At 45.0% G+C, this 25299-nt stretch carries 19 protein-coding genes; 6 read left to right on the forward strand and 13 right to left on the reverse strand.

Translation table 11 applies throughout. The features are described from left to right. Positions 1–91 precede the first annotated feature (91 nt). The 10 genes from hflX to prmB form a co-directional block, all read right to left on the reverse strand. Entirely contained in the window at positions 92–1459 is a 1368-nt protein-coding gene (gene hflX, locus ACED48_RS15060; protein ID WP_017056924.1) for a GTPase HflX, read from the reverse strand. Positions 1460–1731: 272 nt separating this feature from the next. Next, entirely contained in the window at positions 1732–2844 is a 1113-nt protein-coding gene (locus ACED48_RS15065) for an ABC transporter ATP-binding protein (protein WP_017056923.1), read from the reverse strand. Between the two features lie 6 nt (positions 2845–2850). Further along, entirely contained in the window at positions 2851–3708 is an 858-nt protein-coding gene (locus ACED48_RS15070) for a carbohydrate ABC transporter permease (protein WP_017056922.1), read from the reverse strand. After that, positions 3705–4643, reverse strand: a complete 939-nt coding sequence (locus ACED48_RS15075) for a carbohydrate ABC transporter permease (protein ID WP_009848503.1) — start codon at positions 4641–4643, stop codon at positions 3705–3707. Before ACED48_RS15075 ends, ACED48_RS15070 begins: the two co-directional genes overlap by 4 nt. Positions 4644–4824: 181 nt before the next feature. Beyond that, entirely contained in the window at positions 4825–6072 is a 1248-nt protein-coding gene (locus ACED48_RS15080; protein WP_017056921.1) for an ABC transporter substrate-binding protein, read from the reverse strand. A gap of 110 nt (positions 6073–6182) precedes the next feature. Further along, entirely contained in the window at positions 6183–7628 is a 1446-nt protein-coding gene (locus ACED48_RS15085) for an ATP-binding protein (protein ID WP_017056920.1), read from the reverse strand. Positions 7629–7673: 45 nt separating this feature from the next. Further along, positions 7674–8402 carry a response regulator gene (locus ACED48_RS15090; protein ID WP_017056919.1) on the reverse strand — a complete coding sequence of 243 codons (729 nt, stop codon included), beginning with the start codon at positions 8400–8402 and terminating at the stop codon, positions 7674–7676. 210 nt (positions 8403–8612) lie between these two features. Beyond that, a complete protein-coding gene (locus tag ACED48_RS15095; protein WP_017056918.1) occupies positions 8613–10070 on the reverse strand; it encodes a protein adenylyltransferase SelO in 1458 nt (485 codons plus the stop codon). A 518-nt stretch (positions 10071–10588) separates the two neighbouring features. Then, positions 10589–11230, reverse strand: a complete 642-nt coding sequence (locus ACED48_RS15100; protein WP_017056916.1) for a LysE family translocator — start codon at positions 11228–11230, stop codon at positions 10589–10591. Positions 11231–11469: 239 nt separating this feature from the next. Then, entirely contained in the window at positions 11470–12402 is a 933-nt protein-coding gene (gene prmB, locus ACED48_RS15105) for a 50S ribosomal protein L3 N(5)-glutamine methyltransferase (protein ID WP_017056915.1), read from the reverse strand. Between the two features lie 62 nt (positions 12403–12464). On the opposite strand from prmB, the gene smrB reads away from it, so the two are divergent. Beyond that, positions 12465–12995 (forward strand): endonuclease SmrB, encoded by a 531-nt coding sequence (gene smrB / locus ACED48_RS15110; protein WP_017056914.1) that lies wholly within the window; start codon positions 12465–12467, stop codon positions 12993–12995. Between the two features lie 111 nt (positions 12996–13106). Here the strand turns inward: smrB and sixA are convergent, their stop codons facing one another. Further along, positions 13107–13571 (reverse strand): phosphohistidine phosphatase SixA, encoded by a 465-nt coding sequence (gene sixA / locus ACED48_RS15115; protein WP_029627056.1) that lies wholly within the window; start codon positions 13569–13571, stop codon positions 13107–13109. A 305-nt stretch (positions 13572–13876) separates the two neighbouring features. Between sixA and ACED48_RS15120 the strand changes: the two genes are divergently transcribed. Beyond that, on the forward strand, positions 13877–16654 hold the full coding sequence (locus tag ACED48_RS15120) for an insulinase family protein (RefSeq protein ID WP_017056912.1): 2778 nt from the start codon (positions 13877–13879) through the stop codon (positions 16652–16654). A 100-nt stretch (positions 16655–16754) separates the two neighbouring features. Here ACED48_RS15120 and fadJ read toward each other — a convergent pair whose 3' ends face one another. Together fadJ and fadI are read right to left on the reverse strand one after the other, a co-directional pair. Next, complete coding sequence (gene fadJ, locus ACED48_RS15125; RefSeq protein ID WP_017056911.1) at positions 16755–18971, reverse strand: fatty acid oxidation complex subunit alpha FadJ; 2217 nt, start codon at positions 18969–18971, stop codon at positions 16755–16757. Next, positions 18971–20278, reverse strand: coding sequence for an acetyl-CoA C-acyltransferase FadI (gene fadI / locus ACED48_RS15130; RefSeq protein ID WP_017056910.1), 1308 nt, complete (start codon positions 20276–20278; stop codon positions 18971–18973). The genes fadJ and fadI overlap by 1 nt, the downstream gene beginning before the upstream one ends. Before the next feature lie 561 nt (positions 20279–20839). On the opposite strand from fadI, the gene ACED48_RS15135 reads away from it, so the two are divergent. The 4 genes from ACED48_RS15135 to ACED48_RS15150 all read left to right on the forward strand — a co-directional run bounded on the left by ACED48_RS15135 (position 20840) and on the right by ACED48_RS15150 (position 25294). Next, the gene (locus ACED48_RS15135; RefSeq protein ID WP_004736042.1) at positions 20840–21388 is read left to right on the forward strand and encodes a sigma-70 family RNA polymerase sigma factor; all 549 of its coding nucleotides are present in this window, start codon (positions 20840–20842) and stop codon (positions 21386–21388) included. Continuing rightward, on the forward strand, positions 21381–22109 hold the full coding sequence (locus ACED48_RS15140; protein ID WP_017056909.1) for a DUF3379 domain-containing protein: 729 nt from the start codon (positions 21381–21383) through the stop codon (positions 22107–22109). Before ACED48_RS15135 ends, ACED48_RS15140 begins: the two co-directional genes overlap by 8 nt. Positions 22110–22405: 296 nt before the next feature. Then, a complete protein-coding gene (locus ACED48_RS15145) occupies positions 22406–23674 on the forward strand; it encodes an outer membrane protein transport protein (protein WP_017056908.1) in 1269 nt (422 codons plus the stop codon). Between the two features lie 297 nt (positions 23675–23971). Next, positions 23972–25294, forward strand: a complete 1323-nt coding sequence (locus ACED48_RS15150) for an outer membrane protein transport protein (protein ID WP_029627055.1) — start codon at positions 23972–23974, stop codon at positions 25292–25294. Positions 25295–25299: the final 5 nt, after the last annotated feature.

A 25299-nucleotide genomic window follows, 5' to 3' on the forward strand; every position in this document is an offset into this window, starting at 1 on the left:
TCAATACAGCGTTAATTAAGCTCAACCAATAAAAAAGCGACCACTTAGGTCGCTTTTTCTTTGGACGTTCTTATCTAAATTAGATAGACGATCAAGATTTCTGCATACGCTTTTTCAGTCGAGCTAAGTCAATTTCACTAGAGCGAACGGTCAACTTAATACACTCATAGTCGTACTCTTCTTTAACCACACTCATGTTTGAGCGAATCTCACCGATGATGCCTTGGCCAGAATAAGGGATCGTGATCTCTTCTTCGATCATGCCTTCTTCAGCAACACCAACGATGTACTTGTGCAGCTTCGTAATATCTAGCGGATCACGAGTCGACGTTAGCATCGCATCTGGGAATTCTTCGATCAGCTCTAATTGCTGTTCTTCAGTCAATCTATCGCACTTATTCAGCACTAATAGCTTTTCACTTCCTTCAACGCCCACTTGTGCTAATACGTCGTGTACCACATCAAGTTGTGCGCGGAATGAAACATCAGAAGCATCAACCACATACAAAAGCAGTGAAGCATCATGCGCTTCTGCTAGCGTTGAGTGGAATGATGCAACCAGATCATGTGGCAGTTTCTTGATGAAACCCACTGTATCTGAAACAAGGATACGCGGTTGAGTGATTGGCTGAAGCGCACGAACCGTGGTGTCTAGCGTTGCGAACAGTTTATCTTCACCCACCACTTCGGTTGCGGTCATTGCACGCATCATCGAAGATTTACCAGCATTGGTGTAGCCAACTAAAGCAACAGTGAAAAGCTCCGCGCGCCTTGTGCGTCGGGTCTTCATTTCATCTTGTACGCTTACTAGCTCACGCTTAAGCGCAGCAATTTGGTCACGTACGTTACGACGGTCTAGCTCTAGTGAAGTTTCACCGGCGCCCTGACCCATTTGACGCTCTTTATCACCCTCAGCCGTTTCACGAAGTCGCGGCACTAAGTAGTTTAGACGAGCGATATCAACTTGCAGACGAGCAGTACGAGTACGAGCGTGACGGCTGAAGATTTCGATGATGATGCCAGTACGGTCAAATACTTCCACACCCAAACTCGCCTCAACAGTGCGCAGTTGAGATGGGCTTAAATCACAGTCAAAGACCACAACATCAGCGGCGCCGTATTGGAAATTGCCCGTTGGAAGATCATCAAAATCTAGCTCGTCGATTTCTGAATCAAATAGACCTGATTCATCAAGGAAGTCTTCATCTTCTGCTTCTTCAATCGAACCTTGGTAACCAGTTAGATGAGCGATTTCCGCAAGCTTACCAGCACCCAACACGTTTTGTCGTTGAGCTGAACTGTGGTGCTGCGATTGAGTACCAACCACTTTAAACCCTAGGGTTGTTACTAAGCGAGCAAGTTCGGCAAGAGACTCTTTTGCTTCGTCACCTTTGAAGTCCGGTGTCGTTATAGAAATAAGTAAAGCGTTACTAGCTGAGGGTTTTGCTGTTAGTTTCATGTATTCTTCTGTTTATGCACCAAAGTGCAACCTAGTATTTGGTCTAAAGTTGAGTCGATCCTACGCTGTTCTACGTCAGCTTTATAGAGCTAAGAGATACTAAATCGCGATATTATTGCCGTTAAAGCATTTAACTTGGTTATCCCTCTGTTTTTGTGAGGAATAAAAAGCAGCTAAAACAACAAAAAAGGCAGCATCACGTTAGTTATGACTAATTGGTGATACTGCCTTTCATTTTTAAGCTGTCGTTTAGCCAGAAGCCGACTCAATGACTAGAAATCGATTCTCGCTTCCGTCTGAGCATCGAAGAATACGGCTTTGGATAGGTCAAAATGCAGTGGGGCCATTTGCCCAACCGACACCTCAAATTCCGGCGATAATCGACACGCGACTTCTTGGTCATTCACTTTGACCATCGCGATGGTATCTGGCCCTGTCGGTTCCAATACCTCCAGCTGTAAGTCTAGCTTTGTGGAGGCAGAAACATCATCACCTTCCTGTTCGGTAATGTGCTCTGGACGCAGCCCAATCACCAACTCTTTGCCATCTTGGTCACGCATACTTTGTGGCAAACGAATATGGTGTTCTTGATCTGCGGTACCAACCACTTTAATAATCGGATTCTGTTCCTCATCCAAGTCCACCATGGTTTTAATGAAGTTCATTGACGGTGAACCCATAAAGCCAGCCACGAACATATTGTTGGGTTTGGTGTAGATCTCTTGTGGCGTGCCGAGCTGCTGCAGCTCACCATCTTTCATTACTGCGATGCGATCCGCCAGTGTCATTGCCTCAATCTGATCATGGGTTACATAAACAATCGTGGTATTCAGCTTCTGGTGCAGACGTTTTATCTGATGACGCATCTCAACACGTAGCTTGGCATCCAAGTTAGAAAGCGGCTCATCAAATAGGTACAGCTTAGGACGACGAGCCAGAGCGCGTCCCATCGCGACACGTTGACGCTGACCACCAGAAAGTTGCGACGGTTTACGATCAAGCAACTGTTCTATTTGCAGCATTTCAGCGACACGATTCACTTCTGCATCGATCTCATCCTGAGGCATCTTACGAATCTTCAAACCGAAAGCGATATTACCGCGTACCGTCATGTTTGGATAAAGCGCGTAAGACTGAAATACCATCGCGATATCGCGATCTTTAGGTTCAACCTGCGCTACATCTACACCATCAATCACAATCTCACCCGAGCTAATATTTTCGAGCCCAGCGATGGTGTTCATTAGGGTGGATTTTCCACACCCCGAAGGGCCGACAAGTATCAAAAATTCCCCCGAATCGATACTAATGTCGATGCCCTTTAACGTTTCGTTGTCCGCGTTGCGATAGGTTTTACGGATCTGTTTTAAATCTAATGTTGCCATGGGTAATTATCCTTTTACTGATCCTGCCGTTAGGCCACGAACAAAATATTTTCCTGCGAAGACGTACACCAACAGCGTTGGCAAGGCGGCGATGATCGCGGCAGCCATATCGACGTTGTATTCTTTAACGCCCGTACTGGTGTTGACTAAGTTGTTTAATGCCACGGTGATTGGCTGAGTTTCTGAACCTGAGTACACCACCCCGAACAAGAAGTCGTTCCAGATGGCGGTGAACTGCCAGATCACCGTCACCATGATGATCGGCGTTGAGATCGGTAATAAGATCTTGAAGAAGATGGTAAAGAAGCCAGCACCATCGAGCTTTGCCGCCTTGATCAATTCATCAGGAATCGAGATATAGAAGTTACGGAAAAACAGCGTGGTAAATGCCATACCGTAGATAACGTGCACAATCACCAAGCCGATGGTTGTGTTCGCTAGCCCCATCTTGCCGAGCATAGTTGCCATTGGTAGTAGCACCACTTGGAATGGAATGAAGCAGCCAAAAAGCAACAAACTAAAGAACAGGTTTGAACCTCTAAATTGCCACTTCGTCACCACATAACCATTGAATGCGCCGAGCAATGTTGAAATCGCAACCGCAGGAATCACCATTTGGAACGAGTTCCAGAAGTAGCCTTTGATACCTTCACATTTCACGCCCGTACAAGCGGTGTCCCACGCTTTATACCAAGCGTCGAACACCCACTCTTTTGGCAAACTCATCAAGTTACCTGCCTTGATATCTGGCAGAGTTTTGAATGAGGTCAGCACCATCACGAACAATGGCATTAGATACACTAAACAGAAGAAAAGCAGTGCTGAATAGATAAAGATTCGAGCAAAGTTGACGTTATTCATCATGACTTTTTCTCCCTAAGTTCAGAGTAAAGATAAGGCACGAGAATCGCTAAAATACCAGCAAGCATCATCATGGCACTGGCAGCACCAAGGCCGATTTGACCACGAGTAAAAGAGTGGGCGTACATGAATAGTGCAGGTAGATCCGATGAATAGCCCGGGCCACCCGCCGTCATTGCGGTCACAAGGTCGAAGCTCTTAATCGCAATGTGTGACGTGATGATCACCGCGCTGAAAACCACAGGGCGCAAGCAAGGCAGAATGATTTTGAGATAGATAGTGGGTAAGCTTGCTCCATCAATTTGTGCCGCTTTGATGATTGATGAATCGATGCCGCGAAGACCCGCTAAGAACATCGCCATCACGAAGCCTGAAGACTGCCACAGTGCCGCGATAACCAAGGTATAGACCGACATTTCAGAGTCGACTAGCCAATCAAATTTGAAGTCAGTGAATCCCCAATCTTGCATCAGCTTTTCAATACCAAGACCTGGATTAAGAATCCATTTCCACGCCGTACCTGTCACAATGAATGACAACGCCATTGGGTAGAGATAGATAGTACGAATCGCCCCTTCTTGGCGGATGTTCTGGTCAAGCAATACCGCTAAACCAACACCAAGTAAGATGGCAATCGCCATAAATAGAAAACCAAACACACCGAGGTTGGTGATTGAGGTGATCCAGCGATCGTTATCCATCAGCTTTTCATATTGGGTTAAACCAACGAAGTTAAAACTTGGCAGAAATCGAGAGTTAGTGAACGACAGCGCTGCCGTCCAAAATATATAGCCGTAGATACACACCACGGTCACTAACGCGGTCGGCGCCAGTACTATTTTAGGTAACCAATGTTGCAACCTGTCAGCAAAACTCGGTTTCGGTGCAGGCTGGCTCCTTGTGGGTTTTGGAGTCGACTCAGTCAAAACATGCTCCATAACTTATCCTTGTTGCACAATCGAGCCGATGGCTTACCTTTCGGCACCACATCAGCATCACGCATATCAGAATTGGGAGTGAAGAGTAGATAGGCTCCCTACGAGCCTACCCACCCTGGGGGTTTGGTAAAGCAACACAACCCGTCACTGACGTGCGTTGTGTGTCGCTTATCAAGTTAGATTAGATAGCCGCTTTCACAGCTTTCGCTAACTTAGCCGCCGCTTCTTTTGGATCGGCATCTTTCTCGTTGAAGAAGTTGGTTACCACGTCGTAAATCGCGCCTTGAGCGTAGCTTGTTGTCGCTAGGCCGTGAGCCATACTCGGAACAAGATCGCCAGACTCCGCACTCGCTTTGAAGGTTGCCATTGAATCCAACGCACATTGGTCAAACTTAGACATGTCCATATCTAGACGTACAGGGATAGAACCCTTGTTAAGGTTGAAGACTTCTTGGAAATCTTTAGTAAGAATGGTTTTCGCTAAATCTTGCTGCGCTTCTTGGTTCTCTTTGTCATTCAGCTCAAAGAACGCAAAGCTATCGATGTTGAAAGTGAATTGACCATCAGTACCTGGAGCCGGAGCACAGATGTAGTCTTTACCCGGTACTTTGCCTGCCGCAGTAAATTCGCCTTTCGCCCAGTCACCCATGATCTGCATCGCGGCTTCGCCATTGATAACCATTGAAGTTGCTACGTTCCAATCACGACCTGGAGAGTTGCTGTCGATGTAGTCACGCATCTTTTTGAACTTGGTGAACACTTCCACCATTTTGTCGCCAGATAACACGTCCATATCCAGATCAACGAACGCTTTGTTGTAATCTTCACTGCCTAGAACATCAAGAGCCACCGCTTCGAATACGGTCGCGTCTTGCCAAGGTTGACCACCGTGAGCCAGTGGAATGAAGCCAGCCGCTTTAATCTTGTCTGCGGCAACAAAGAACTCATCTAACGTAGTTGGAACCGTCACTCCTGATTTTTCTAAAACAACAGGGTTCGCCCATAGCCAGTTAACACGGTGAACGTTGACAGGAACCGCCACATATTCGCCATCCCACTTCATCACTTTAGTGACAACTTCTGGCAGTAGCTCATCCCATTTTTCTTGTTTCGCAGTTGCATCGAGAGACGTTAGAAAACCTAAACCACCCCACTCTTGAATATCATGACCTTTGATCTGCGCGGCAGATGGCGGGTTGCCCGACACTGCTCGAGTTTTCAAAACAGTCATCGCACTTTCACCACCGCCACCAGCAACAGCGAAATCTTTCCAAGTATGGCCTTGTTCTTCAATCATCTCTTTCAGTACCGCTGCGGATTTCGCTTCGCCACCGGCAGTCCACCAGTGAAGCACTTCCACTTCACCAGCTTGAGAAAATGTTGAGGCAGCAAGAAGAGATAGAGTAAGTAGGGTTTTATTGATTTTCATTATAATCTTCCATGTTTAGCGGACTCGACGTCCGGTTCAATAAAGAGTCTACTTATTTTGATTTTTAGGATTGAAACAAAAGGTAAGCCTTATGTAACACAATTGTTACATTACACTTCTAAGCCTGTCGGGATATAGACTTTGGCTTCTAAGCCACCTTGAGAGGAGTTGCGAATAATGAGATCTCCGCCGTGTCCATGCAGGATATTTCGGCAGATCCCGAGGCCAAGACCGTGTCCTTGATCATCCGTTGCTAACCTAAAGTAAGGCTCAAAGACTAGCTCTAACTTATCTTCTGGAATACCGAGACCACGGTCTTGAATGGTCACGACCACCCAAAGATCATCGCCGCTGATTTCAACAACTGCTGATGAGCCATACTTAACCGCGTTGTCGATTAAGTTGGTCAGTACACGCTTTATCGCCAGTGGTTTCGCGACCAATGGCTCTACAGAAGCATGCTCAAACTCAACCGTTGTCTGATACTGGTTATGCGATTCAATCACTGAAAGCACCATCTCGTTGAGATCAATAACGGCATTATTTTCGTGCAAGTCGGTGTCTCTTACCGCCTGCAAAGCGCCCTTCACCATCATCTCAAGCTCATCCAGATCTTTGTTGAACTTATCTTTCTTTACTTCACTCTCCAATAACTCAGCACGTAACCTAAGACGGGTTATCGGAGTCTTTAAGTCATGGGAGATAGCTGAAAAAAGGTGTTCTCGGTCAGCAACATAGCGGCGAATACGTTGCTGCATACGATTAAAGGCCCGAGTCGCGGTGACCAGTTCCGTTGCCCCTTCTTCATTAAGTGGCGGCTGCTGAATATCCATACTCATCTCATTGGCGGCTCTTGCTAACTTTTTAAGAGGACGCACTTGGCGACGAATCATCAAGTAAGTTAGAACCAGCAGAATAAGCGTTGAAGAAACTAAGAAAATCACCTGTTCACGACCGAGAATCGTATCGTCGAGTTTGACGTAAGGCGCCGGTAACAACGCGGCTATATACACCCATTCATGACTGGCTAATTCTATCTGAACAACCAAAATCGGCGGATTAAGAGGCTCTAAGGTTAGTGTGTGATGTGCCCACGATCGCGGGAGATCGCTCAAGTAGATGTCATTTTTAAGCAAACGAAGATGTTCAGGGCGAGAGAAATCAACCCGAACTGATTCCACTTTATTGAGCTTGCTACTCAAAACACTCTCTATCGCTTCAATCGAGGCGGTTTTTAAACGGGTATCAGGGATCGGTTCGACAATCAAAGCCTCTTTATTGAAAGAGACGAAGAAGCGCGTACCGCCCATATTGCGGATCTGATCTAATACGATATGACGATATTTGACGGGTAGAGACTGAAAGAAAGTCACTGTCGAGGCGAACATATTAGCCATGCTCTCGGAGGCAGAACGAATCCCTTCCAACTCTTTGTGTTTGGATTCGCTATACCAAATAGACGTTGCGATCCCCTGAGCAATCACCACGGCTAACAAGGTCAGTAGCAATGTTCTTGCAACCAAGGAGTTTGGTTTTAATCGACTCATCCAGTTCATAGAAAATACTTCATTGGCAAGGTGTTCATTAACAGCGCTTGATTATCAGTGTTCATACTGAACAGGCACAGCGAGGATATAGCCATTGCCGCGCATGGTTTTGATGTAGTGAGGGTATTTACCACTGTCGCCCAATCGGCTTCTCAGGCGACTAAGCTGCACATCAATGCCACGTTCAAAAGGCAACGCTTCCCGGCCTCTGGTGGCGAAAGAGATGGTGTCGCGGTCGAGAACTTCGTTAGGGCGAGTTAAGAACAACATCAACAGAGAAAAATCACTGCCCGACAAATCCATCTCTTCCGAGTTTTCATTGTGGGAAATTCGATGCGCTAATGTATCAAGCGTCCAATCACCAAAAACAATCTGCTTTGGCAGTGCATCACTTGGCTTGTCATCCACCACTTGAACGCGGCGCAATAACGCTTTGATACGTGCCATTAACTGGCGAGGGCTAAACGGTTTTGCAATATAATCATCTGCACCAATTTCTAATCCGATAATCTGGTCGGTTTCATCCGATACCGCAGTCAGCATGATGATGGGCACATTCGATTGCTTACGGACGCGTTTACACAAGGTAAAACCGTCGTCACCGGGTAGCATCACATCAAGCAGAATCAGGTCTGGATAACCTTGGTTTTGCAGATGAGCTTCTAGTTCAACACCGTCTCCCACAGAAGAAACATCGAAACCAGATTTTGTGAGGTACTCTTCCAGCAGCTCGCGGATTTCTTGATCATCATCCACCACGAGAATTCGAGTATTTGTTGGCATCGCCCAAACCTATTAAATTTACAACTTATTCACATAGTGTATAGGCTGGCCGATTGTTTGATTATTGACATGTTTGTAAAGTTAGAAGAACGAACAGATAGAGATCACAACTTGATGACCTCTATCTGAATCTTAACGACTTAACCCGCTGCTAGTTAGTTATCACGTACAGTTGGCTATCAAGAGCAGTCGATTGTCATGAGTAGCTGATTATGACGAGCAGCTTATCTCCATCGCTTTGCCCCACTCTGGTGGTAACGCGGCAAGATGTTCGTAGTCAGGGTGTTCCGCATAAGGATCTGCCAGTACCACCATCAAAGCGTCAATGTCGCTGCTATCACCGCGCTCTGCTTTGTCGATAGCTAGCTGAGCTAGGTAGTTTCTAAGGATGAATTTAGGGTTTACTTGCCTCATCTTTTCGCAGCGCTCGGCGACTGAACCCTCTTCCAGTTCGCAGCGTTGTAAGTAGTTATCTACCCACAGTTTTGCGGCCTCTCGGTCGATAACCAAATCAATCACTTCTTGTGGCGACAAGGTGTCTAGGTTAGACAGCGTTCTAAAGAACCTTGGGTAGTCGGCTTTATTTTGTGACATCAGCTCGAACATAGATTCGAACAAACGACTGTCGCCTTCTTGTTTCGAAAGCAGCCCCAATTTACGACGCATCATCTGGCTGAAATAACCGTTCATTTGCGGTTCGTACTGCTCTAAAGCCGCCTCTAAGTCGGCCTTATCAACCAGCGGAGAAAGTGAGTGAGCCAGTGCCGACAGGTTCCAAAGCCCTATTCTTGGTTGCTGATTAAAGGCATAGCGCCCTTGGTAATCCGAGTGATTACAGATCAAGCGAGGGTCGTATTCGTCAAGGAAGGCGAATGGCCCGTAATCGAATGTTTGCCCGATAATCGACATGTTATCGGTGTTCATCACGCCATGAGCAAAACCATTCGCTTGCCACAACGCGACCATTTCCGCAGTGCGATCAACAATCTCATTAAACATGGCAGCGTAGGGCTTCTCTTCATCGAGGCATTCTGGAAAGTGCCATTCGATGACTTTATCGGCCAATAATTTATGTTCTGCCAACTGATTGGTATAAAACAGGTGTTCAAAGTGACCGAAACGGATATGTGACTCAGCAGCACGCACCAACAATGCGCCCCACTCTTGCTTCTCACGATAAACTGGCGTGTCACTGGTCATCATGGCTAATGCACGTGTGGTTGGGATATTAAGCCCCGCCATTGCTTCGCTACATAAGTACTCGCGAACCGTTGATCGAATAACAGCGCGTCCATCCCCCATACGAGAATAAGGCGTTTTACCTGCCCCTTTGAGGTGTAAATCGAACGTTTCGCCACTTTTAGCGACAACTTGAGCTAATAACAGCCCTCTTCCATCACCTAAGTCCGGGTTATAAGAACCAAACTGGTGACCTGCGTATTTCATTGCTACAGGCGAAAACTGCTCAGGTTCAACCTTGCCCGACAATGTCTCAAGCAATTCCTCTGAAGCAACATCAAATGACGGAAAGCCGAGTTCATCCGCAAGGTTATGGTTCCATGCGAGCCATTGGACATTGCTGAGCGGTGTAGGTTGAATTGGGGTATAGAACAGTCGAGGTAATGCAGTAAATCGATTGTTAAATGAAATAGAATCCCAGACAGACATGAGAGATACACTGTAGATAAAAGATAACTTAAGATTATCACAGTTTAATAACAACTTCAGATCAGGTTATGCAGTGAGTCTTTTCAGGTAAGGGGTTAATCAGACAAAGAGATTATTCAGAGAAAAAGGTTACTGAGAGAAAGATACAGCTAAGAAAAGGTTAAGTGGCTAGCCTGATGAGAAGAGCCACATTTAAGAGAGGAAGAGTTCTAACTTTGAAGACTTTTTAACAAGTGTGTCCATAATAAAAACTAAAAATATAGAGCCATAAAGCTGACTACATTAGAGCAAGAATACCCACTAGAGACAGGGTAGAGAAAAGCCAAGTGCGGCTGATAACGCCAAAGTTACTGTGTTGAATCATTTCTTGATGCTGCATATGTCTCTCCTTGAGAACGTGATGGTGTAACTACAATATATCGGCTTTTCGATAAAATCAGCAAGCATATTAATATTAACCTTTTATGACAGCATTAAGAATTTTCTGTAACTATTCAGCCCTTTGATAAATCGAAAAGTTATGCTCGGCTTGTCGTCGAAAGTAGCGCTCCTGCACCAATAAACACGCCCCCTGTAACACGGTTAAATACCTTGGCTCGACCCTTGGCAAATAACCAAGTTGATGATTTTGCACCTAGGTAGGCGTAGACCAATAACCAAGACAATTCCATGACAACGAAGGTCAAAGCGAACACCACAAATTGAGGAAATAGCGCTATCGATGGGTCAATAAATTGAGGGAAAAGTGCGGTAAAAAATAGGATAGCTTTGGGATTGCTCGCACCAACAATGAAACCACTTAAGTAATGCTGCGCAGCACTTTCTTTAACAGAATTAGAATCGGATTGTTGAGTCGACAGGTTGTCATAATCTTGCTGACTTGACCGTAGCGACTTCCAACCGAGATAAATAAGATAAGCCGCACCAGTCCATTTTATGACATTAAATACCATTTCAGACGAAGCAATAATCACCCCTAGCCCGGTAAACGATAAGGTTAGAATTCCAGTAATCGCAGTTAAGCTACCCAGCGCGGTAAATATCGATAATTTAAAGCCAGATTGCACACCTTTGGTCATGCATAATAAAGAGCTTGGCCCGGGCGAAGCCGTTAAGATCAGCACCGCTAATAAATAATAAATCCATGTATCAAAGCTCATCGCGAATTCTCCTTAACTCACTAAAACGACTAAACATTGACCGTTAATATGTGATAGTTATTCATATTAAGCAACTAAATAATATGCAACGAATCCTCAACGCTAAGCCCCGATATCCAAAATGTAGGCAATAAAAAACGCCATGCATTGCTGCATGGCGTTTAAATTAATACAGAGCGGGTTTCTCTAATAACGAAGGTAACCCGAATCTAATCAAAAAAGCTTTTTCGATACAAAGCTTAGTCTTTGTAGATAGAGAACTCATCTGCGCAAGCCACTAACTGCTCGCGAGTGATCATGAATACACCGTGACCACCGTTTGAGAATTCAATCCAAGTGAATGGAAGCTCCGGGTACTGATCCATCATATGAACCATTGAGTTGCCAACTTCACAGATCAGAATACCATCATCAGTTAGGTAGTCTGGTGCGTTTGCTAAGATGCGGCGAACCAATTTAAGTCCGTCTGTACCTGCAGCTAGGCCAAGTTCTGGTTCGTGTGTGAACTCATCTGGCAGGCTGTTCATATCTTCTTCGTCCACGTAAGGTGGATTCGATACGATCAGGTTGTATTTTTCTTTTGGCAAATCACGGAAAAGATCTGAACGGATTGGGAACACTTGTTGCTCCATGCCGTGATCTTGAACGTTCTGCTCTGCAACTTGAAGTGCGTCAGTAGAGATATCAATCGCATCCACTTCTGCATCAGGGAAAGCATGAGCACATGCAATCGCAATACAGCCACTACCCGTACACATATCCATGATACGAACAGGTTCTTCAGTTAACCAAGGTTGAAATTGAGCTTCGATCAGCTCACCAATTGGAGAACGAGGCACAAGAACACGCTCGTCAACAAAGAACTCAAGGCCACAGAACCAAGCTTTGTTGGTTAGGTAAGCCGTTGGTGTACGATCATTGATACGCTTGATCACGCGCTCAACAATACGCAGACGTTCGCTGCTTGTTAAACGAGAGTTCATCACATGCGAAGGAACATCAATCGGCAGATAAAGAGTAGGTAAAATAAGTTGTACCGCCTCATCCCACGCGTTATCAGTGCCGTGACCATAAAATAGGCCCGCTGCATTAAAGCGGCTAACAGTCCAACGAATCACATCTTGAAGCGTGTGTAGTTCTGATACCGCTTCTTCTACAAAAATCTTATCCAAAATTGTCTCCGAAAAGCGCTACAATACCGCTAATTACGTTTCTAATTAGAATTCATAACCTGATGAGCAAAAAAGACACCGACTTCGATGACGATTTCGCCCTATTCAATGATGCAGTAAAGGGCGTTAAAAAGTTGCGACAGGATACCATAGTCCAGCAGCCAAAAAGAAATGCCAAGCAAAAAGAAATTACGCGAACGGCGAGACAAGCCAGTGACAGCGAGTTTTATTTCTCGGATGAATTTATTCCGCACCTTAGCGAAGACGGCCCAACACGTTATGCGCGTGATGATGTCTCTAAATATGAGGTGAAGCGCCTGCGTCGTGGTGTCTACGTACCAGATGTGTATCTCGATATGCACGGTATGACTCAACAAGAAGCGAAACGCGAATTAGGTGCAATGATTGCCCACTGCGTAAAAGAGAGCGTGGCGTGTGCCTGCGTTCAACATGGTATTGGTAAACACATCCTTAAACAAAAGGTGCCTTTGTGGTTAGCGCAGCACCCGGACATAATGGCTTTTCATCAAGCGCCATTAGAGTTTGGTGGCCATGGTGCACTGTTGGTTTTAATTTCGATCCCTGAGAAATGATCTGTTGGCCTGTTAAGAATTCCAACGTCAAATACAGCAAAGGGTATCTCAAATAATTGGGATACCCTTTTCTTTGTTACCTTTCAGCATGCAGCTTCTCTAAAGCCTCGCCTATGGATTAATATTCCAAAGTAACTCGCCTCTTTGTGTCTCTAGCTCAAAATCGATACAGGCCAAACCTGAAGTCGGAAACATAGGTGGCGCCATACCCGTTGCGAACTCCGCAGTTAAGTAGCCCACTAAAGGTAAATGAGACACAAATAAAATGGTCTCTAGCTTTTCCACCTCCGCCATCGCTAAGGTAAAATCAAACACGTCGTTGGACATTCCATAAGGAGTAATATCATCACAGGTTTCAACTTTCTTTGCAGAAAACACCTGAGAGATCTCTAACCACGTTTCTTGTGCTCTTAAGTAGGGGCTTACAAGTACTTTATCAAATTGACTTATGCCTTGCTCATTTGCCGCTTGAGCAACCGCAAGAGACGCCATTTTACCGCGCTGAGTTAACGCTCGTTCTGCATCAGAGTTTGCAAAATGTTCTGCTTCACCGTGACGCATTATGAATACTTTCATGCTCAATCCTGTCTACGTAACATTTCGAGAGTTGATATATCCTATATCAACGATACGCTACTTAGCGTTTGGCTCTCAGTCCAGAGAAAACGCAGTCTATATAAATAATTATATCAAGTCACTTGCTAAAGAGTTCGACTTTCTTAACAATCTTATTAAAAGAAAATAAATTACTGATAAAAATCGATAAAAGATGATTTTTAAGCCGCTAAAAATCTCTTCATATCCCAAAAAATGATCACAACGTTTGCACGCCGAATCATCGGGTACATAATTTAAAAACCACCTTCTCTGGAGATGCTCCTGTGCACTTAAGCCCCAATGATGAACATCAATACCGTTACATAACCTTAAATAACGGGTTACGCGTACTGTTAGTTCAGGACCCAAATGCTCAAAAAGCCGCAGCCGCACTCGCCGTTAATGTGGGGCACTTTGATGACCCTACAGACCGAGAGGGTTTAGCTCACTACTTAGAGCATATGCTATTTTTGGGAACTGAAAAGTACCCAAAGGTCGGAGAGTTCCAAAGCTTTATCAGCCAACATGGCGGTAGCAACAATGCATGGACGGGCACAGAGCACACCTGCTTCTTTTTTGATGTTGAATTGAATGCATTTGAAACCGCACTCGATCGCTTCAGCCAATTTTTTACTGCTCCCCTGTTCAATGAAGAAGCATTAGATAAAGAACGTCAAGCGGTTGATTCAGAATATAAAATGAAACTCAACGACGATTCACGACGCTTGTACCAAGTGACCAAAGAGCTGGTGAATCACAATCATCCATTCTCGAAGTTTTCTGTCGGTAATATCGATACGTTAGGAGACAGAGACGGTGAGACGATTCGCCAAGAGATCTTATCGTTCCACCAGCAACAATATTCTGCAGACCTAATGACGCTGACACTGTCTGGCGATCAATCATTAGATAAAATGCAAGGCTGGGTTGAGGAACGCTTTAGCTCAATTACCAATCACAACCTGCAAGGTAAAAAAGTTCAAGAACCAATTATTGGCGAGTTAAGCACAGGCGTTCAAGTACACGTCGAACCAATAAAAGAAGTACGCAAACTCATACTCACCTTTCCTATGCCAAGCATGGACGAACACTACGGCGTTAAGCCCTTGTCGTTCTTTGCTCACCTTTTAGGTTACGAAGGTGAAGGCAGTTTAATGATGCAGTTGAAAGAGAAAGGTTGGATCACTTCTCTCTCAGCCGGTGGTGGCGCAAGTGGCAGTAACTATCGTGATTTCACCGTCAGTTGCTCGTTGACCATCGAAGGTTTAACCAAAACCGATAACATCATCCAAGCAGTGTTTCAATACATCAAGTTGATTAAACAGCAGGGCATTGAAGAGTGGCGTTATCTAGAAAAACGCGCTGTGTTAGAATCAGCGTTCCGCTTTCAAGAGCCAGCAAGGCCACTTGATTTAGTCAGCCATTTGGTGCTCAACATGCAACACTATCAAAAACAAGATGTGGTGTATGGCGACTATAAAATGTCACATTTCGATGACGAATTACAGCGTTCTTTACTCCCCTACTTAACCGCCGACAACATGCGCGCGACCATTGTGGCTCAAGGCTTCGAGTATGATAGAAAAGCAAAATGGTACTACACGCCCTACTCAGTGACACCTTTTAGCCCAGAGCAAACTCAAAGCTTTATGTGCATTAATCCTGGTTGGCAGTTTGAGCTTCCAAGCAAAAACCCATTTATTTGCTACGACTTGGATCCGGCAGAGCTCGAAGGTGACGCTAAGTATCCTCTACTATTAGAAAAGTTGGATGGATTTAAACTGTGGCACCTGCAAGACCATCAATTTCGAGTACCAAAAGGTGTCGTTTATATCGCTATCGATAGCCCACATTCAGTAGCCAGTCCTAGAAACATCGTCAAAACACGCTTATGTGTAGAGATGTTTTTGGATTCTCTAGAGAAAGATACCTATCAAGCTGAAATCGCGGGTATGGGTTACAATATGTATACCCATCAAGGAGGGGTAACCCTGACTCTTTCTGGATTTAGCGAAAAGCAACCGCAATTGCTAAATATGATCCTTGAACGCTTTCAAGCTCGTGAATTTAGTCCAGCCCGCTTCGAAACCATTAAGCACCAACTGCTTAGGGGTTGGAGCAATGCGTCGCAAGATCGCCCTCTTTCACAACTGTTTAATGCCATGACTGGGATACTGCAACCAAATAACCCTCCTTATTCGGTTCTAATTGAAGCGCTAGATACTATTGAAGTCGATGAGTTGTCCTCATTTGTTCAATCGATATTAGCCGAACTTCATGTTGAGATGTTTGTGTATGGCGATTGGAGGCAAGCGGATGCTCTCAAGATGGCTGAAACGTTAAAAGATACATTACGTGTCCAAGATCAAGCTTATGAAGAGTCACTGCGACCGCTAATCATGCTGGGTGAAAATGGTAGCTTCCAGCGTGAAGTCATGTGTAATCAGGATGATTCTGCCATCGTGGTTTACTACCAATGTGCTGATATTTCACCTAAAAATATTGCGCTGTATTCATTGGCCAACCATTTGATGTCAGCCACCTTCTTCCATGAGATTCGTACCAAGCAGCAGCTAGGCTATATGGTCGGCACTGGCAATATGCCGCTCAACCGACATCCAGGTATTGTGTTGTACGTGCAATCACCAAATGCCGCTCCGGCAGACTTGTTAGCCTCAATAGATGAGTTCCTCAATGCCTTTTACATGGTGCTGTTGGAGCTGAATGACTACCAATGGCACAGCAGTAAACGTGGCCTTTGGAATCAGATTTCAACGCCTGATACGACTTTGCGCGGTCGTGCTCAGCGCTTATGGGTTGCTATAGGTAATAAAGATATTGAGTTCAACCAAAGAGAGCGTGTATTGGAAGAGCTTAAAGAGTTGACTCGCTCGGACATGATGCGTTTTGTGGTTAGCCAACTGAAGCCACGCACGGCCAATCGTCTAATTATGCACGCTCACGGTAATGCTCATCAGGACGAAGAGAAGCTGTCAGCGGGTGTGGAAATAGGTTCGATTGATGAGTTTCAGTTACGACCTAAAGACTGCCAGCTTGGTTAATAAGACTGGAATACAAACCAGAATAAACTAAAAAAGCCCGTATCAATTGCTTGATACGGGCTTGATAATCAATGTGCTTGAAAGTTACTTTTATAGAGAGTTACTTGTAGAAAGACTCATCCAAACCAGCGCGTGTCAGTAGGCCATCACATGGCGCAAAACGATCACCGTACTTCTTAGCGAAGTCATTCATCATCTCAACCAGTGACTTAATGCCGATTTGATCCATATAACGGAACGGACCACCTAGGAATGGAGGGAAACCGATACCGAAAATAGCGCCAATATCGCCATCACGAGGACTGCGGATAATGCCATAGTCCAAACAACGAACCGCTTCGTTAAGCATAGGTAACACACAGCGCATCGCGATATCGTTATCGCTCAACTTAGGATCTGGTTGCAGCTTAAGCAGCTTGTAAACTGACTTATCAACTTCCTTCTTCTTCCCTTTGTAAGTGTAGAAACCTTTACCACTCTTACGGCCTTTACGGTTGTCATTCAACAGAATATCGAACACATCAGGGCCTTGGAAACGGTCGCCAAGCTCATTCACTAAAATCGGAATGATCTTCGCACCGATATCAACACCCACCTCATCTAGTAAGGTGATAGGGCCAACCGGGAAACCGAAGTCCAGTAACGTGCTGTCGAGCTTTTCAATCGGCTCGTTCGCTAGTAGCAAGTGCGCTGCTTCGTTCATGTACGGAGCAAGAATACGGTTCACATAAAAACCAGCCGTATCTTTCACAACAATCGGCGTTTTACCTTGCTTCTTCGCTAATGCAACCACCGTCGAGATCGTCTCTTCAGAGGTTGTTTCATGTGGAATAACTTCTACCAGCGGCATTTTTTCTGCAGGGCTGAAGTAGTGAAGACCGACCACGTTTTCTGGTCGCTGCGCCTTCTCTGCAATCTTATGGATTGGCAGTGAAGACGTATTCGTTGCGAAAATAGTCTCTGGCTTGGCATTGGCTTCGATGTCCGCAACCATTGACTGCTTAAGGTCGAGGTCTTCAAATACCGCTTCAATCACCACATCAGTGTGATTAAAACTGGTAAAGTCGATACCACCAGAAAGCTGAAGCATCTTACTTTCGAGGCCCGCTCGGCTCAGTATGCGACGCTTACGCTGCTTATCGAACAACTTGAAGTTATAGTTAAGCGCGTTCAGCACACCTTCATTTGATACGTCTTTAATGCGCACAGGTACTTTCGCTTTAGCAACGCTGACATGGCTGATGCCTGCCCCCATAAGACCGCCGCCAAGCACACCAACACGCTTAACCGCTTTTGGTTCTGCGTCTGCGCCGTGTTCTTTTTTCATTTCCGTAGTCGCAAAGAAAATCGAACGAAGAGCTTTAGATTCTGAAGTCATAACCAGTTCTGAGAAACGCTTCGCTTCATACTGAAGACCTTTGTCAAAGCCATTCTCAAGGCCATAACGAATCACGTCTAGAATCGCATCTGCTGCTGGGTAATTGCCGCGTGTTTTCTGATTGGTCTTCTTAGAAGCTTGTTCAAAAATTACTTTGCGACCAAGGCCGTTACGTGAAATCAGCTTTTCTTTGGTCGAAGCTTGGCTTTTAGACGCAAGACGCTTACCTTTTTTGCTGCCCGTATTCTTTTCAACAAAGCTTTTCGCCACTTCAAGTAAAATCGTATCTGGGACACAAGCATCCACAACACCAAGCGATTTCGCTTTTTTAGCGCGCAGTTGCTTGCCCGTTAGGATTAGGTCGAGAGATGGCAGCAAACCGATAAGGCGAGGCAGACGCTGTGTACCGCCCGAGCCTGGTAACAGACCTAACTGTACTTCTGGCAGACCAAGGCGAGTCTTATCTGAATCGGTACATACGCGGTAATCACACGCCAGTGCGAGCTCTAAACCACCGCCTAAACATGGGCCGTGAATCGCTGCGACTACTGGGTACGGCAGTTCAGACAGAGTTTGAAACATCTCCTGCCCTTGGCGAGCCAGAGACTGTGCTTCGTCAGCCGTTTTACACGCATCAAGCATTCTTACATCGGCACCAGCGATAAAGTTATCTGGCTTAAGGGAATGAACGATTAGGCCCTTAACTCGGCTCTGCTTTTCTTTTAGCTGCTCGAAGATGGCTTTCATTTCTTCAGCAAAAGCCGCTTGCAGCGTGTTCATTTTCTCGTTTGGTACATCAATCGCTAACCAAGCAATATCTTGCTCATCGATATTAAGAGTAAATGCTGTCGCTTTCTTTTTGGTTGATTCAGTCGCAGACGTTGAATCTGGTTGAGCGACTGTTTCTTTTTCTGTTGTTGCATCAAGAGTCGTAGACATTATTCTACCTCCAAGATCATTGCTGCACCTAAACCACCAGCCGCGCAAGCTGTGTTCAGTGCCAAGCCGCCACCGCGACGTTTCAGTTCACGTAGTGTTTGAGTCATCATGCGCGCGCCAGTCGCCGCAAACGGGTGTCCGTAAGCAATCGAGCTACCCAGCACGTTGAACTTCTCCATATCAATCTCACCGATCGCTTTATCGCGGCCAAGATTCTTCTGTGCAAACTCATCGCTCGCAAACATTTTAACGTTAGCCAAAACTTGGGCAGCGAATGCTTCGTGCATCTCGATCAGTGTTAAGTCTGACAAATCTAAACCTGTATTCTTCAATACTTGTGAGGTCGCATACGTCGGGCCCATCAGCATATCTGTTTCAACACCAATCGCTGAGAACGCATAACCACGAATATAGCCAAGTACTTCTAGGCCTAGCTCCTTCGCTTTACCTTCGCGCATCAACATCACTGCAGCACCGCCATCAGTCAGCGGCGTTGCATTAGCAGCGGTTACACTGCCGTACTTTCTATCAAATGCAGGGCGCAGCTTGGCGTAACCTTCAACCGTTGAGTCGTGGCGAATGTTGTTGTCTTCCGCTAGATACTTTTTGTAAGGCGCCGGGAAGGCCGTCATCACTTCGCCTTTAATCTTGCCTTCTTTCCATGCCTGAGAAGCCAAAGAGTGAGAACGGTGAGCAAGGGCGTCTTGAGCTTCGCGAGTAATACCATGCGTCTTAGCCATTTGCTCAGCCGTTTGTCCCATGGATAAACCGGTCGAGTACTCTGCAACTGCAGGTGGTACTGGCATCAAATCTTTTACGGAAAGCGTTTTAAGAATTTTCAGCTTTTGACCCATAGTTTTCGTTTTACTCAGCGCTAATAGATTTGCCGCTAACTTTTTCGAAACACCGATAGGCAATACAGAAGAAGAGTCCGCACCGCCCGCAATACCGACATCAATTGCGCCAGCCATAATGCTTTCGGTCACGTTGACTGCCGCTTGGAAGCTGGTCGCACATGCTCGTGTGACACTGTAGGCATCAGTATTGATGTCCATGCCGGTACCCAACACGATTTCACGCGCAATGTTCGGCGCTTCCGGCATCTGAACAACTTGGCCGAACACAACTTGTTCGATAAGCGCAGGATCGACATCAGTTCTTGCAAGCATTTCGCTCACAACCATTTTGCCTAAGTCGACCGCAGGCACTTGACTAAATTCTGTGCTCTGACGAGCGAATGGGGTTCGTAACCCAGCGACAACGGCAACACGTTCTCCAGAACGCGTTTTGACTTCCTGTTTGCCCATGGTTTCTCCTTAAAGTTAAGAGGTCTGACCTGAATCATTGTAAAGAAGTTGTTAATTAAATCAAACGAGCGTTTAAATAAACGTGATACGAGTATCTCACTGCTTGAAAATATGACAGCACATTCAGGCGAATCTTTTTTGGAGGAAGGTTGTCGTTAGAGACTAAACTATTGTGAGCAAATACTGTTATCGCTTTGTAGGGAATAGTTTTCTTGAGGCAAAAAAAAACCACACAAAGCTGTGTGGTTGGAATGTGTATAAAGCAATTAACTTGACGCCAATTGAAATAATCAGTTTCCTGATTAGGAGAAAGTAAAGTCAGCCTTCAAAAGGAAGTGTCGTCTTGCTCAACATGCTAGCCACGAATGACTAACTAGACGACAAGGTGTACTATAACTTGTTCGAGGCCTTAGATTTTGAAGTAGATCAATTTTAATGTGATTTTACGAATTCCTGCCGATCGTTCGCTCTGAAAACGAAACAGAATATAAAAACGAAGCACAACGTATAGAGACAGCTATACGCAGAGCAATTATGGAGGCTCGTGTGTCAATAATAAAAATGTTTGGAAAGAAAACAGCCAAGCGTCCGGTCAACTCTGATATGGACAAACAAAGAAAATACGAAGCACTCGTGCGTGCCTATCATCGTGACCTCTTTCGCTACGCCTATTGGTTATGTAAAGACAAAAGCATTGCCGAGGATTTAGTGCAAGAGACTTGCCTTCGTGCATGGAAGTCACTCGATAGCCTACAAGATGAAAAAGCTGCTAAATCTTGGCTGATTACTATCTTGAGACGCGAGAACGCTCGACGTTTTGAACGTAAACAATTTGATCTGGTTGATATCGATGATCATGGTAACGATGCTAGTGTCAGTGATGACCCGCACCATCAACATCTGTGGTTGCAAGCTCAGATCATGAAACTTGAAATTGACTACCGTGAACCGCTCTTCTTACAAGTCATTGGTGGGTTTAGTGGTGATGAGATAGCGGACATTCTCGATCTCAACAAAAACACGGTAATGACACGTTTATTCAGAGCTCGAAATCAATTGAAAGAGATGCTGGATACAGAAGAGGCAGAAAGGGGGCAACATAATGGATGATTTGGAATTTCGTCGTCGTGTATTGTCGGAACCTAAACAGCGTACACAAGATATTGTTGATGCAGCCGCGAATAGCGAAGCCAATAGTAACTTCTTAGACGATGTACTATCGCTTGATAAACAGATCCACGCTGCAATGAACGTAGATGTGCCAGACGATCTTGCTGACCGTATTCTGTTCAATCAGACCTCAAGCGAAGAAAGTAAAGTAGTAAGGCCAACTTTTGCTCGACGAGCAATGGCGATGGCTGCTTCAGTGGCATTCATTGCTGGTTTATTAGTTGGCCAAGTTAACTGGGGCAATGCATTCATTTCACCCGCACAAGCAAGTTTGGCTGATACAGCAATGAAGCACGTTGTTGATGAAAAGAGTTTTGTTAGTGGCATCGATGAACAGGTCACATCGCAGCAGATCAACGCAAAAATGAATCCATTTTCTTTTCAGTTTGATGATGCTTTCCCTTACCACGTCTATTACCTAAACCACTGTGGCTTTGGTAAATCCAACGCGGTACATATGGTCTTCCAAGGCGCAAAAGGCAAAGTAACGTTGTTTTTAACCGGTATTCCGACAGACAAACCTATCGACTTTGATGAAAAAGGCATGTCCGGTTCGGTAACCCCCGTGGATGGCAGCAGTTTGATCCTTGTAGGTGAGAATGGTGAGGACATTTCTAAGATCGCCGAAAAGCTTACCAAAATGATCAAACCTATGAGCTAATTCGCTCTCAAAGCCCCGTAATAAAAGGCCCAGCAACTATACTCTTGATATTGCTGGGCTTTATTTATAACAAACCCTAAAACCATTCACAGAGCCAATACCACTAGAGTTAAAACTCTAAAAATAAGCATTTCTCACCATTTTCGTGCCAGATAGGCGTCATTTCCATAATTTTCCACTCAAATTTTTCAATGGTCGGATTTGTATATCGTATACTTGCGAATAGGATCAGCCACCATTGAGCAATTGCTCAAATTAATCGCCCTGTAGAGGCGGATATATAAAGGAATAAATAAATGACTACCAACAACACGCGTCTGTTTAAAAAGTCTCTTTTAGCAGTAACAATTACACTGGCGTCTTCGCAAGCGATGGCAGCAGGTTTCCAAATCAACGCACAATCAGCAACCGGCATCGGCCGTGCTTTCGCTGGTGATGCAGTAATCGCAGATAACGCGTCAGTAATGGCACGTAACCCTGCAGCAATGGCACTGTTTGATAAAACTGAGCTTTCTCTTGGTTTTGAAAGTATTACTTCAATGATTGAAGTCAAAGATGCTGAATACAATATTAACGGCAGCCCAATCCCAGTTGCCAATACTGATGATGTCGGTGACACTTCTATTGCACCCAATATCCACCTTATCGTCCCAGTAAATGATAAATTTGCTTGGGGTGTGAATGCATATTCAAATTTTGCTACAAAGACTGAGTTTGATGACAGCTACACTGCAGCTGAATACGGCGGCCTAACTGATGTTAAGAGCATTAACTTTGGTCTTGCTGGGTCATATCGCCTAAGTGAACAATGGAGTTTCGGTGCAGGTTTAGACCTGATTTACGGCCAAGGCACGATGAAAAGAGAAACAAGTGCGGCTCTAGGAGTCGCTAGTGGTGGCTTAGTCCCAGCTGGAACAACGTTAGTTGATGTTGATGAAGCTGATGGTTGGGCAGTAGGCTTTAACGTGGGTACTGTGTATGAACTAGATGAAAACAACCGTTTTGGTCTATCGTACCGTTACAGCCCTGAAATTACAGCTAAAGATGACAAAGGGCAGGAAATTACTCTACCTCTACCCGACATTGCTGAATTCTCTGGTTACCACAAAATCGAAGATACTAAATTCGCAGTTCACTATTCTGTACAGTGGATTGGTTGGGGTGCATTCGATCAGATTGACTTTGACAACCTACAAGGTTCACCACTTGGTTCAACGTATGCAAAACAATACCAATGGCAAGACGGTTGGCACTACGCAATTGGTGGTACTTACTACCTAAACGATACTTGGACACTACGTACTGGTTATATGTATGACACGAGCGCACAAGACGATCTAACTTCTATCTCTGTACCAGACTCTGATCGTCAGTGGTTCTCTGCAGGTTTCACATACCACATTGATACAGTTTCTAATGTTGACTTCGGTTTCACATACTTAATGGGTGATGATGTAAATGTATCAGAAAACACACAGTTAGGAACAGGGCTTTCAACTGGTGTCAACGCGACAACACACGCTGATGCAATCCTACTAGGTCTACAATACAGCCGCAGCTTCTAATATAAGCTAGGTTATAAATATCCAAAGGGTCGCATCACGCGACCCTTTTTTGTTACTTAAACCACTGACTGGCATCGATTTAGGCTTACAGGTGTAGGCTGCAGAGGCAAAATATGCCTACACCTGTACGCTCAAATTTCGCAACACAGCCGAAACATTCAGGCTATTTACCTAATAATTCGGCACATTTGACAATTAAATCCCTAAAACACTGTTTTATTCGAATTTCGTTTTTAAAGTAATAACTCTAAACGTAGAATCATGTCACTAAATACTTATGATTCAGCGAACATCACAATGAAAATGAATAAGACTCTTCTATCTGCTGCAGTGGCAGTTGGACTACTTTCGACTTCTACCGTGACTCAAGCGGCAGGTTTTCAATTAGCAGAATACTCAGCTACAGGCCTTGGCCGTGCATACGCGGGGGAAGCTGCAATCGCAGACGGTGCGGACGCACAATGGCGCAACCCTGCAATGTTGACTTACCTAGAAGGTACACAAGTTTCTGTTGGTGCTATCTACGTTAACCCTAACATTGATGTTAAAGGTGAAGTAAACCACGCTCACCCTGCGATAGGTACAAGCCAAGCATCTTCAAACGATTTCGCAGATGATGCCATTATCCCTAACCTTTACATTTCTCACCGTTACAACGAAAAGTTTGCTATTGGTCTTGCATTTGGCACGAACTATGGCATGGAAACTAATTTAGGTGATGACTTTAACGCCTCTCACTTCGGCAACGAAGCAAGCGTAATCACTAAAGAAGCTAACCTAAACTTTGCTTATCAACTTGTTGAGCAAGTTAGCATTGGTGGTGGCATTCGTTACGTTATGGGTGAAGGTAGCTTCGGTGCGACTGCACCAGCAAAAAACGCAGTCGCACTAGACTCAAATAAAATGCCAATCTCCGTTCCTGCAGGTACAACACTAAAATATATGGAAGGTGATGACACGGCTTGGGGTTGGCAAGTAGGTACAGCGTGGCAGATCAACGAAGACCACCGTATAGGTTTTGCCTACAAATCTGAGGTTGAACTGAAATTGGAAGGTCACGCTGAGGGGATAGGCTTTAAGATGGCACAAGGTCAACGTGCCAACGGCCATATGATGTTAGCACTTCCTGCAACAGCAGAACTCGCAAGTTTCCATCAACTGACTAAAGCCTTAGCACTTCACGCTAGTTTCAACTGGACGGATTGGAGTTCATTCGAGAAACTGCAAGCAGAGCTAGGCACATCTGGCAGCCATACAGTTAAAGTCGAAAATTGGGAGGATAACTACCGCTTTGCTTTAGGTGCAACTTACCAAATTGATCCTAAGCTAGCGCTACGTACCGGTATTGCTTACGATACCTCAGCAGTAAGTGACAAAAACCGTACTATTACTATCCCAGAAACAGACCGCACTTGGTTAAGTGTTGGTGCTGGTTACCAATGGTCTGAGCAATTGTCATTTGATGCTGGCTTTACATACATTATTGCTAAGGATGCTCCAATCACGGAATCACGTGGCTATGCATCTGACGATACTGCTGAAGCCGTTGGTGGTCAATTTGTTGGTACAACAACTGGTAATGTTTGGCTAGTGGGTATCCAAGCCAACTACCGCTTCTAATCTGT

Origin of the sequence: Vibrio sp. 5S239 (assembly GCF_041439575.1) — a bacterium.
GTDB lineage: Bacteria > Pseudomonadota > Gammaproteobacteria > Enterobacterales > Vibrionaceae > Vibrio > Vibrio kanaloae.